Source organism: Sphingobium sp. FW306-1B-F04DB, assembly GCF_058781925.1.
The window spans coordinates 1-9,638 of the sequence record NZ_JBYSXE010000078.1 but is presented as its reverse complement, the minus strand read 5'-3'; the positions used below and the strand labels follow the sequence as shown (position 1 = coordinate 9,638).

At 60.6% G+C, this 9,638-nt stretch carries 23 protein-coding genes; 17 read left to right on the top strand and 6 right to left on the bottom strand.

The window, feature by feature from the left end; translation table 11 throughout:
* From AC3WJD_RS21005 to AC3WJD_RS20935, 15 genes are all read left to right on the top strand, one after another.
* Positions 1 to 184: hypothetical protein (locus AC3WJD_RS21005; RefSeq protein WP_492748710.1), on the top strand; the 184-nt coding region annotated here is incomplete at its 5' end.
* The gene (locus AC3WJD_RS21000) at positions 177 to 920 is read left to right on the top strand and encodes a hypothetical protein (protein WP_492748709.1); all 744 of its coding nucleotides are present in this window, start codon (positions 177 to 179) and stop codon (positions 918 to 920) included. The genes AC3WJD_RS21005 and AC3WJD_RS21000, both read left to right, overlap by 8 nt.
* Positions 917 to 1,156 (top strand): hypothetical protein, encoded by a 240-nt coding sequence (locus tag AC3WJD_RS20995; protein WP_492748708.1) that lies wholly within the window; start codon positions 917 to 919, stop codon positions 1,154 to 1,156. The genes AC3WJD_RS21000 and AC3WJD_RS20995 overlap by 4 nt, the downstream gene beginning before the upstream one ends.
* Before the next feature lie 49 nt (positions 1,157 to 1,205).
* Positions 1,206 to 1,466 (top strand): hypothetical protein, encoded by a 261-nt coding sequence (locus AC3WJD_RS20990; RefSeq protein ID WP_492748707.1) that lies wholly within the window; start codon positions 1,206 to 1,208, stop codon positions 1,464 to 1,466.
* 100 nt (positions 1,467 to 1,566) lie between these two features.
* The gene (locus tag AC3WJD_RS20985; protein WP_492748706.1) at positions 1,567 to 2,085 is read left to right on the top strand and encodes a hypothetical protein; all 519 of its coding nucleotides are present in this window, start codon (positions 1,567 to 1,569) and stop codon (positions 2,083 to 2,085) included.
* A complete protein-coding gene (locus AC3WJD_RS20980; RefSeq protein ID WP_492748705.1) occupies positions 2,082 to 2,336 on the top strand; it encodes a hypothetical protein in 255 nt (84 codons plus the stop codon). Before AC3WJD_RS20985 ends, AC3WJD_RS20980 begins: the two co-directional genes overlap by 4 nt.
* Entirely contained in the window at positions 2,326 to 3,237 is a 912-nt protein-coding gene (locus tag AC3WJD_RS20975) for a radical SAM protein (protein WP_492748704.1), read from the top strand. The genes AC3WJD_RS20980 and AC3WJD_RS20975 overlap by 11 nt, the downstream gene beginning before the upstream one ends.
* Entirely contained in the window at positions 3,234 to 3,434 is a 201-nt protein-coding gene (locus tag AC3WJD_RS20970; RefSeq protein WP_492748703.1) for a hypothetical protein, read from the top strand. The genes AC3WJD_RS20975 and AC3WJD_RS20970 overlap by 4 nt, the downstream gene beginning before the upstream one ends.
* Complete coding sequence (locus AC3WJD_RS20965; RefSeq protein ID WP_492748702.1) at positions 3,431 to 3,976, top strand: hypothetical protein; 546 nt, start codon at positions 3,431 to 3,433, stop codon at positions 3,974 to 3,976. The genes AC3WJD_RS20970 and AC3WJD_RS20965 overlap by 4 nt, the downstream gene beginning before the upstream one ends.
* A 212-nt stretch (positions 3,977 to 4,188) precedes the next feature.
* Complete coding sequence (locus AC3WJD_RS20960; protein ID WP_492748701.1) at positions 4,189 to 4,980, top strand: hypothetical protein; 792 nt, start codon at positions 4,189 to 4,191, stop codon at positions 4,978 to 4,980.
* Positions 4,980 to 5,261 carry a hypothetical protein gene (locus tag AC3WJD_RS20955; protein WP_492748700.1) on the top strand — a complete coding sequence of 94 codons (282 nt, stop codon included), beginning with the start codon at positions 4,980 to 4,982 and terminating at the stop codon, positions 5,259 to 5,261. The genes AC3WJD_RS20960 and AC3WJD_RS20955 overlap by 1 nt, the downstream gene beginning before the upstream one ends.
* Positions 5,258 to 5,431: a hypothetical protein gene (locus AC3WJD_RS20950; protein WP_492748699.1), complete on the top strand. Its 174-nt coding sequence runs from the start codon at positions 5,258 to 5,260 to the stop codon at positions 5,429 to 5,431. The genes AC3WJD_RS20955 and AC3WJD_RS20950 overlap by 4 nt, the downstream gene beginning before the upstream one ends.
* On the top strand, positions 5,428 to 5,574 hold the full coding sequence (locus tag AC3WJD_RS20945) for a hypothetical protein (RefSeq protein WP_492748698.1): 147 nt from the start codon (positions 5,428 to 5,430) through the stop codon (positions 5,572 to 5,574). Before AC3WJD_RS20950 ends, AC3WJD_RS20945 begins: the two co-directional genes overlap by 4 nt.
* Complete coding sequence (locus tag AC3WJD_RS20940; protein WP_492748697.1) at positions 5,571 to 6,044, top strand: hypothetical protein; 474 nt, start codon at positions 5,571 to 5,573, stop codon at positions 6,042 to 6,044. Before AC3WJD_RS20945 ends, AC3WJD_RS20940 begins: the two co-directional genes overlap by 4 nt.
* A 187-nt stretch (positions 6,045 to 6,231) precedes the next feature.
* Positions 6,232 to 6,354 carry a hypothetical protein gene (locus AC3WJD_RS20935; protein WP_492748696.1) on the top strand — a complete coding sequence of 41 codons (123 nt, stop codon included), beginning with the start codon at positions 6,232 to 6,234 and terminating at the stop codon, positions 6,352 to 6,354.
* Positions 6,355 to 6,669: 315 nt separating this feature from the next.
* On the opposite strand, the gene AC3WJD_RS20930 is transcribed toward AC3WJD_RS20935, so the two are convergent.
* The 5 genes from AC3WJD_RS20930 to AC3WJD_RS20910 all read right to left on the bottom strand — a co-directional run bounded on the left by AC3WJD_RS20930 (position 6,670) and on the right by AC3WJD_RS20910 (position 8,588).
* Entirely contained in the window at positions 6,670 to 6,918 is a 249-nt protein-coding gene (locus AC3WJD_RS20930; protein ID WP_492748695.1) for a hypothetical protein, read from the bottom strand.
* 11 nt (positions 6,919 to 6,929) lie between these two features.
* Positions 6,930 to 7,283 (bottom strand): hypothetical protein, encoded by a 354-nt coding sequence (locus tag AC3WJD_RS20925; protein WP_492748694.1) that lies wholly within the window; start codon positions 7,281 to 7,283, stop codon positions 6,930 to 6,932.
* A 119-nt stretch (positions 7,284 to 7,402) separates the two neighbouring features.
* Positions 7,403 to 7,615, bottom strand: a complete 213-nt coding sequence (locus AC3WJD_RS20920) for a hypothetical protein (protein WP_492748693.1) — start codon at positions 7,613 to 7,615, stop codon at positions 7,403 to 7,405.
* Entirely contained in the window at positions 7,615 to 8,223 is a 609-nt protein-coding gene (locus AC3WJD_RS20915) for a glycoside hydrolase family 19 protein (RefSeq protein ID WP_492748692.1), read from the bottom strand. The genes AC3WJD_RS20920 and AC3WJD_RS20915 overlap by 1 nt, the downstream gene beginning before the upstream one ends.
* Positions 8,220 to 8,588 (bottom strand): hypothetical protein, encoded by a 369-nt coding sequence (locus tag AC3WJD_RS20910; protein WP_492748691.1) that lies wholly within the window; start codon positions 8,586 to 8,588, stop codon positions 8,220 to 8,222. The genes AC3WJD_RS20915 and AC3WJD_RS20910 overlap by 4 nt, the downstream gene beginning before the upstream one ends.
* A gap of 180 nt (positions 8,589 to 8,768) precedes the next feature.
* Between AC3WJD_RS20910 and AC3WJD_RS20905 the strand changes: the two genes are divergently transcribed.
* Together AC3WJD_RS20905 and AC3WJD_RS20900 are read left to right on the top strand one after the other, a co-directional pair.
* The gene (locus AC3WJD_RS20905; protein ID WP_492748690.1) at positions 8,769 to 8,975 is read left to right on the top strand and encodes a hypothetical protein; all 207 of its coding nucleotides are present in this window, start codon (positions 8,769 to 8,771) and stop codon (positions 8,973 to 8,975) included.
* Entirely contained in the window at positions 8,972 to 9,145 is a 174-nt protein-coding gene (locus tag AC3WJD_RS20900; RefSeq protein ID WP_492748689.1) for a hypothetical protein, read from the top strand. Before AC3WJD_RS20905 ends, AC3WJD_RS20900 begins: the two co-directional genes overlap by 4 nt.
* Positions 9,146 to 9,150: 5 nt before the next feature.
* Here the strand turns inward: AC3WJD_RS20900 and AC3WJD_RS20895 are convergent.
* On the bottom strand, positions 9,151 to 9,638 hold a 488-nt coding region (locus AC3WJD_RS20895), incomplete at its 5' end, for a hypothetical protein (protein ID WP_492748688.1).

Genomic DNA, 9,638 nt, shown 5'->3' with positions numbered 1-9,638 from the left:
GATGGTGGAGCCGAGGGGGATCGAACCCCTGACCTCTACAATGCCATTGTACGCCGATCTGCAGAAAACCGCGAAAAACGGCCATTTCGAGGCCGCCGAAACGCGGAACATCGGCGGAACATGGGCTAGATTCGGAACCAGTCGGAACCAAGCCCGCCTCACCGGGAGTCATCCCCATGTCTGAGACCGGTGGGGAGGTGGGCGCGGTCATCTATCACGGCACGCCGATGACGCCCCGTGCCGCGCTTGAGGCAGTGCTGCCCGGTCGCGCGGTCTGCGTCAGTTTCTATCGACCCGATCACGTGAAAGCGGTCGAAGCCGTCGCGCCGTGGATCATGCTCGACAACGGGGCATATTCCGAATGGCAGGCCGCGCTTAAGAGGGGTGAAGAATGGTTCATCCGTGAGGATTGGACGCCGTTCTACCAGTGGTTGGAACCACGCCTGTTTCATCCGGGCCGGTGGGCCGTGATCCCGGATGCGCCCGGAGCACCGTCCCAGCTCAACGACGCACTGTTGAGGGAATGGCCTTTCGGTCAGCGTGGGGCGCCGCTGTGGCACATGGATGGCCCAATCGAGCGATTGGCCCGGCTCTGCGAACGCTATAGCCGCGTGTGCCTTGGATGGGTCGGCGAGTTTGATCCTGCAACGAAGAAAATCCGACCTGAGCAGGAGGCCGTGGGCTGTGATGCCTATCGTCGCCGCATGGACGAAGTTGCCTCTCTGTTCGGCAACCGCTGGCCCCCAATTCACATGATGCGAGGTGTCGCGGTCGCTCGCGACTACCCGTTTCGCCAGCGCCGACAGTACGAGCCTCGCTCAGAACGGGTGGCGGTACGATTCCCCCATGGACGAAATGTGGGGCGACAAGTGGCGGGGGCGACGGGCCTACGCCGATACACTGGAAGGAAAGCAGCATGAGCAGTCGTTACAACCAAGGCGGGTTCGAAGATCGATTCCGCGTCACACGCACGGACGGCAAACCGATCCGGCCCGAAGCCCGGTATCTGGTGCTGGATTATTCGGGCTCTGACCCGCACGCACTCGCGGCAATCAACGCCTATGCCGATAGCGTGCAGTCCGACAACCCGCAGATGGCTTCGGACCTTCGCGACGCGCTCGCGGACCCCGCAAGCTATCCGGCGCAGCATGATTAAAACTGGCGTCTCGACACACATCTGCGCTGCCCATCGTGGCGCAGATGGCGTGCTGCACGGGCACACTTGGAAGGTGCGGGCGTGGTTTCCCTCCGGTGACTGCGCCCTGCACCTCAAAGCGCGCCTTGAGCGTGCCTGCGAGACGTTCGACCACACCGAACTTCTTTACGACCTCGGCCGCGGTGAAGGGCTCGCCGCTGCCATCGCAGAGCAACTGCCCGACGCTGCGCGGATCGAACTGGCGCGCGAGCTGGAAGGAATATTCGTGGAGTGGACAGCCACCCCTTCCCCCTCTCAGGAGGAGGAATGATGTCCGACCGCGCCATGAATCTGCACTGCGCCCGGGTCTATCTCCGTGAGGCACAGGCTCGCCGGGACAGGCAACCGGATTTCGCCCGCACGCTCCTGCAATGGGCAGCGAACGCACGCCGCAGGGCACAGCAATGCAAGGTACAGGGGGAGTTGTTTTGATGACTGGGAAAGAAACTCCAGTGCTCAACACCTTGCGGGCGCTGCTCGCCTTTAAGGATTCGACCAGCATTGCCGAAGTGGCAGGCACATCCGGACTGCCCCGCAAAACTGTGCTCGATGTCATAAATCGCAATGGAAACATGGTCTGGAGAGAACGGAAATCAGGCAAGATCACGAAGGTCGACCCGAAGTCAGTCCTGCGCGAAAAGCTGTGGAGGAGCGGCGCTTTCTTCCGGGAAACTGTGCACGACTACGGAAGTACGACAGGCTTGTGTTTCGAAGGCAATGACGAACTTCGCGAACGCCTTCAAAAGCAGACATGGGGCGGCGGGCTCGGTGACAGCTACGCCTACAAATATATCCCAGACACGCCGGAAATCCGCGCTGAATTGATGGCTGCTGGGGTCATGCCTTGGTCTGAGGCCGTTATCGATGATCGCGAATGGAGTGAGGAATGACCACCAGAGAACGTCTCGTGGAGGCGGCTCTGGAGCAGCGGCTGCGTGATCTGAGCAAGGTCATCGTTGACCATCTGGGCGGGGGCTCGGAATGGTTCTCGCGCATCGGGGACGAATTTTACGCCGACCCCAAGATTATCAAGGCCGAGCTTCAGCGCCGGCAGACCGACGCGCGGATCACGAAGCGCGCGATGTTTTTGGCCAATCAGCGCCTCTCCACCCTCAACAAGGAAAAGACCGATGCAAAGTGATGCAGCAAGGCGCTTTTCGCTTGGCGCATGGTCAAACGGGCTCGCCGAATGGACCGATGAAGACACGGCCTATCTGTCGATCGCGTTCACGTGGAAGCTCGACGAGGCCTATTCGCGCGCGTGCTGGTATAAGGCGCAGGGCTACAAGGTCCGCGCCGGAGGCCCCGGCGTGTTCACTCGCAAGCACTACTTGGCTGACGTTGCAGAGATAGGCGGAAGCATCCCCGATGCATTGGCCCGCCACAACCCGATGGCGACTAAGGCAAGCGAAGGATGTCCGGTCGGGTGCTTCTTCTGCATCGTGCCAGCAATGGAGGGAAAGACCTTCACACTGCTGCCTGACTTCACGCCGCGCCCGGTGCTCACCGACAACAATCTGTCCGCGCTCCCAGCCGACTATCAGCAACACATTGTCGATCGCTACGTCGCCGCAGGCGTCCCGCTTCTCGACGCAAACAGTGGATTCGAGCCAAAAACATTCGATGAAGAGGTGTTCGAACGCTGGCGCCCGATCAACCGCGGGCCTTGGCGCTTTGGTCTGGATGAATCGCACGAGACTGACGACGTGCAGCGAGTCATCGGAATGCTGCGTCAGCGCGGCGTCGGCCAGCGCAAGATCCAGGCCTATGTGATGATCGGTCACGAGCCGTTCGCGGAGAGCATGGAGCGCATTCAGCGTGTCATCGATTGGGGCGGAGAGCCCTACGTTCAGCCGATCATGAAGCTGAACGCGCTGCACAAAGAGCCTTGGGTCCGTCACGACTGGACCGAACGGCTGCTGAAACAGGTGCAGCGCTGGGCGAATGGCAGATTCTGGAAGACTGTTCCGTTCTCACAATACGACGCCTCAGCAAAGACTGTGCACGACCCGTTGGCCGCAAATCAGGGTGAATTCGCATGACCAATAAACCCTCCCTGCCCGTAGAGCAGGATGAGCGAGAGGCAATCGTGGCATGGTTGCGCCATCTGGCCGGTGAGTTCGTCACGCCGTCAATTCTCGCGTTCTTCGGAGATCCATTCAAGCGCGACGGGCAATTGCTGTGCTGCGAACTGGCAGACGCCATCGAACGCGGCGATCACCTGAAAGGAAAGTCATGACCCACCCCACCACACAGGCCGAGGCGCTGGCTTCGTGCCCCTTCTGCGGGAATGCCGTTGAACACGCCCCTAGCCCGACAACGCCAATCATTCACCATCCACCATATGACAGGCACTGCTGTCTTACGGACAGGTTCTTTACCCTCGCCGCATGGAACCGTCGTCCCGCCCTCTCCCAGCCCATAGCAAGCGCGGGGGATGACAGATTAGTCGACGTGGCCCGCAGGAACCTCCGGCATTTCATCGGCATTGCCTCGTTTAAATGCGAGGTTGATCGAACGGCAGCAATCAATTGTCTTGATGTTATTGAGGAAGCCGCCATCTCCCGCCCCGCTGTCGAGGATTGGCAACCGATAGAGAGCGCGCCAACACAGGAGACCGTCTTGGTCGCGGGTGGCGATGTAATTTACCCTGTTACCGCAAGCTGGTCGGGCCTGAGTGATGAGCCTTGGCAGATCGACGGCCAAGAGGACATTCACGGGGAAATTGGCTGGCCCACCCACTGGATGCCGACCCCAACCCCACCGCAGCAGAAGGACTGAGGGATGAGCGACTATGGTGACATGTGCCGAGACATTCGCGAGGAACGCAGGAAGGCGAGAGCCAAGTTCGGCGTGCCCTGCCCGGTATGCGTGGAGAAGCTGCCCAAGGCGCACCCGTCAATCCTGCTTCCGCAGCAGGTGTGTAAAATCCACAAATATCGCGATCCGAGACCGCGTAGGGCCGAAAGCGAATATCTGACAGAGGTGAAGCCATGACAACCGACCCGATCAAACAGGCGCTGGCAAAAGCGGCATCAGATTTACTGACCGTTGGCAACGACTACCCCGGATCGTCCTGCCAGAAATGGTGCACAGAGCGGGCCGTGGAAACGTTGAACGCGCTCGGAACGTGGAAGCATTGCCCGTCGACTCATTGCGAGCGAGCGCAGGAATGTCGCTCACCCAATGAATGCTCCGGCCTTAGAACCGCCCTCGCACAGCCGCCAGCGTCGAGTGGGGATCGGCTCCGGGAACTCGTTGAACAGCTTGGCGACTTACGCGAACGCGAGCTGGAATATGTGCGGTTGTTGCCGGAAGTCAAAGAATTGCTCGAAATGCTCGCATCCGAGCCAGCACCCAAGGCCGATGAGGTGCGGGAAGCGCTCGAATGGATCGACTATCACGCTGACAATCAGGACATGAGCCACGTCGAATTTCGCGTGCATGGGGCGCTTAAGGCTCGTTACGCGCTCGATGCCTTCATGCCCAAGGATGATGAGCCGGTTGATTACAGGCGTGAGTTTGAAGAGGCCATGCTGGCTCGTGATGAAGCTGGATGGCTCGGGACAAGCCCCGCTGAAACGATACGAAACTTGGCGCACGAACTCCGCGAACTGCAATCGTCACCCAAGGCCGATGAGCGCGACAGCGTGATTGCGCAAATCATTCAGGACGTGTGCGAGCTTCCCGACGACCATGCGGACGATGAGCCTGACTTGCTGAAAGTTACGGTGGAGGAACTGGAAATCATCCTTCGCCGCGCCCTCAAGCAGGAGAAGGCATAATGGCATTCGGAGACCTCCCGCTCGATGCGCCCTGCAAGCCCAACAAGGGGCACGAGGGCGGCGCCTGCAACCGGCAGTCGTGTCAGGCCGAGCCTGCCAACTGGTTCAACCACGGCATGGATCGATGGTATTGCGATGACTGCCGCCGCGACATTCAGTTCGACAGCTTCAACCTGCGACATTGGGAGAAAGAGTGGCAGCTGCGGCTCGGCCATCCGCAATTCGAGACGCGCGAGCAGATGGACGACCGCGCCCTCAAGAGCAAGGAGCAGGAGGAATGAGCCACAAGCTTCCAGACGAGGCTATTCTTATTCAGGCGGAGGAAACGCTCACAACATGGGCCGAGATACTGGCTGACGAGGATATTGACACGGATGCGGCAGAAGCGCTGCGGATCAAGTCCCAAATCCTGAAATTCAGAATGTCCTTTATGGAGAGCGCCAAGTCATGACCACACGCAGAGAGCAGATAGCGCGGATCATTGAGGATGCATCTGGTGACATTTACTGGGCTGTCGAACTCGCACGCCCGTTCGATTACGAAGCTTTAGCCGACGCCATCCTTGCGCTTGAACCCAAGGGGGAGGGGGAATGAGCGATTGGAGCAACACACCCCTCGGCCCGTCAGAAGCAGACCGGCAGCGATGGGCTGAAGAATCTGCGGAACGCACTCGCAAGCTGATCGAAGATGCTATTCAGCGGGGTGAATCCAAGGGGGAGGACGCTGACGGGCTGGTGGGGAGGCTGCGCTACCTCCGCTCGCAGCCCAACAGCAAGCGCAGCAACGATGACATTGATGATGCGATCGAGTGCGCAGAAGAGGTCATCGAAGCCCAAACACGGGAGATAGCGCGCTTGCGGGAGGCGTTGGAGAAGATCGAAAATCCTTGGGTTCGCCATAGCCAGCAATGCCCGAATTATGGCGAGCGCGTCGAAATCACTGAGAAGGACGGAAGGATCAGGCCGCTGATCGTCGGATCGGGCGCGTGGAAATGTGCCCTCAGCTATTTCGGAAGAGACATGCCGTGGCGCTATGCCATACGCGCTCGGAAGGGAGAGGGGTGATGGCCGCAGAGATCATCCAACTCATTCCCAATATACCGTGCGACGAGCATTGCCTTGCGCGTGTCCGTGGGCTTACGACCGCGTAGCTTAAGTATATGTGGGACGACAACTCAGGCCGCTTCGAGTATCTTTGGGACGAGATCCACCTCGTTATGAACGAACGCGGCGAAGGGAGACATGTCGCTGTATGACCAACCCCACCACCCTCACCGATGACGAACTGATCGCAGCCTATCTCGCGACCGATGGTGAAGGCGAGGAAGCTGAGGCGCTGTTGGCAGAGATCGAGGCCAAGAATTTGGACCTTTAGCCGCGAACCAGCTTGCCCGTCTCCCGATCCAGCACCCAGTACCGCCCCATCTCGCGAGCCCCTTTGAGCGCTAATGCCACCCGAAGGGATTGCTCTACTGCTTCAGAGCCCTTGTCGTCCTTGTGCTTTCCCAGGGAGCGTAGGAGGTGGAAGGCGGCAGCGTGGCAGGCGTTCGACTCGTCGGACATGGGGAGAGGATGCGCTTTACGGGCGCTGTAGGAAATGGCGTTGACCGCCGCGGGCGATGGTGACAGCATCATCGGGCGTGTGAAGCGCTTGAGCGAACGGCGGTGACTTCGGTTGCCGCCGTTCTGCTTAGTGACCCCGAAGCGCGTCCGCCGCCCCGCCGACATTTGCAGCGACCCGCGCCTCGAATGCCTCACGTCCTGCTTCAAGGCGCGCAACTTCGTCAGGATCAGCGGCCACAGTCGCCTTTGCCTCATCGAAGAGATCGGCCAGCGCCTTGCCCACCTCGATCGCGACACCGGCCTGCGGGAACACCATCGGGGCGACTTTCTCAGCCACGGCGAGGATGCCTGTCACCAGTCTGGAAAAATCGGTCATGTCGATTCCTTTCAAAGAGCGAGCGCGACTTTCACCTGCTCATAGGATGTCAGGGCGTGGTTCATCGCCACGGCGTAGTCGGCGGTGTTGCCGGCCTTCTGTGCGGTCGATGCCGCCTGCAGGAACGCCAGCGTCTTTTCGAGGCCGCCAGCAATGGCAAGCGCGCGCGGACTGCCAGGCTTGATCACGCCAGACGCCACAAGCGCCTTGGAGGCGGTGGCGAGGCCATCGAGGGCGAGGAAGGACAGCCTGACGCCCTTTTCGTCGATAACCGTCTGAGCGAGCGGCGCCGGGGCGTCAGTCCCCATTGTGGCGCAGGATGGCAGCATCAGGGCTGCGGCGATAACGAGTGCTACGTGTTTCATATAAAGGTTCCTTTATGTGATGATTTCCCAAGCTCCATAGGCGGCCAGTCCAAGGATCACAGCGAGCAGCACGACGAAGCCCCACCACAGAAGCCTGTCGCGCAGTTCGGCGTCTTCGATCATTCGCTTGCTCCTTGATTCGCCGCGGCCTGCGAGACGGATGCCCGAGGGCGGAACGTGCCGAGCACGCCGATCAGCCCGGTCGCCGCACCGCCAAGCCCAAGCGCTTCCGTGTATTTCTCATAGAAGGCGAGCACCGCCGCGATCGTCACCAGATAGAGGATGGCAACCAGCGTGGAGCAGAATGCGATGATGCTGTGGCGCTCGGTCATCACCAGCCCCCTTTGGCGAGTGCATCCTGAAACCGCAGCGCATAGCCCGCGATCATGTCCGCGCGATCCATGCCGTTGATGATCCGGCGCGCCTGCTTGAACTGCGCCCGGCCGCCGAGCCCCGCAATCGGGAGATAGTCGCTGAGCCGCTTGGTGGTGAACCAGCCCTCGTTCATGCCGTCGCGCATGATGAGCGCCGCAACCTCGGCTTGCATGGCGAGATCAGGATTGCCGATCAGGGGAACCCCGAGCTTCTGATGCGCCTTGGCGTAGTTGGTGCGCCCGGTGAGCTGGACGTAACCGCGCCCCGCGAAGTTCACGCCATCGCCGGGGACGGTGTTGCCGAGCCGACGCGCCAGAGCCGGATTCTCGCCCTGAATGTCATAGCGGCGCCTGAAATAGTTCGCGCTGCCATATTCTTTGATCGGCTGCATCGTGCCGGCGGTTTCGTGATAGGCCGTCGCCAGCGCATAGGCGCACTGGGCAAGCGAGCCCTCGGCGAAGGCATCGATGATACGGTCGCAGCCGTCGACCTCGCCCGGATCGAGCGTCGGGCCGAGAATGCCGCCCCTGACCTCGTCGAAGAAGATGCGCTTGGAGAAGGTCATGGCGCCACCTTTCCATGCTGCAGGTCTTCTTCGATCCGCTGTTCCGAGATCACCCGCTGGAAATCCTGCCTGAGATTCCCCGGCGCCATTGACAGGATAAAGCCCTCAAGGGTCTGGATGCGCTGGACCAGGCGCGTTTCCATGCTCGTGCAGCGCTCCCGGTCTTCTTCCATCGCGTCCTTCAGGCGCGAGATTTCGTCATCCTTGACCTTGCCAATGACCCCCCAGAGCCAGCGCCCGATCAGACAGAGAAAGGTGAAGGCGGCGACACACCCCGCCGCGAACGATACAGCCAGACGCCCCCCGTCGGCCCCCAAATAGTCTATGTCCGGCATTACGCGCCCCTCATGTGTGATGGTGTTCATGGTTCAATTCCAAGCCCCCGTGGACGGCAGCCCTCTCGCCCGCGAGCGCACATCGGCGTGCTTGCTCGCATGTTCGAGCTTCATGCTGGAGCCTGCATGTTGTTTCCTTTGAGGGGGTTGCGGGCGCTTCGATTGTGGGGCATGGAGGCGCCGTGGGGGGAGAGGTTACACGATGGATAAGTGGATATACGCGAACCAGCGCCTGTTCGCGCTCCGCATCGTTTCAGTGAACGTCGTGCTGTTTGCCGCCTTGTTCTGGGTGGGATGATGGGAAACCATCGAAATCGCGCGCGCAAGCAGTTGCTGCTGTCTCTCATTATCGGGCTGATCGTGTTGGCGCCGCTGCTCGCCCTGTTTTTCACGAACATGAACCGAGGACTGAAATGAAAACAGCACTCGCCATTGCCGGCGTCGTATCGCTCGCCGGAATCAGCTATCTCACCACCTTTCTGGTGATTCCCGTCGCGGTGCTTTGCGCCATGGTCGGGTATAGCCGCGGCTACAGGGATGGGCTGAACGAGGTTGATGGCCACGTCCAGCGTACAAGGCCGATCTAGCCAGCTCACGCGGTCGTCCCGTCCACGATGATCCCCTCGACCGCGAGGGCAGTGAGCAGGGAAGCAAGCGCCGCGTTGCCACCGCGTGAACCGGTGACGGTCTGGATTGCCGCTGCCCGCTGGATCATGCGCTTCACCCCGCCCGAAGTACGCAGATAGAGGTTGCCGTCCGCGCTATCGACGAATTGAAGCTGTGACCCCGCTGCGGGCGAACCTGGATCGCCATTGCCGGTCTGCAGGAACAAGCGCTGGATGTTCAGGATCGCGAAGCCGCTGGCGTCAATATTCTCCTGCGCTGGCGTCTGCAGGAAGTTTCGCGCACCGCCTGCCGTGGTGTTGCCGGTAAACCTGCCCGTCGATGTGTTGTAGTTGAGCGCACCAACATCGCCCGCTGATGCCGTGTTATAGGGGATGAGGAGATGGCCCTTGCCCATGCGCGGGGCAGTCGCGCCGGACTGAAAGACATCGAACTTGTTGTTCGGATAGGTCGCAA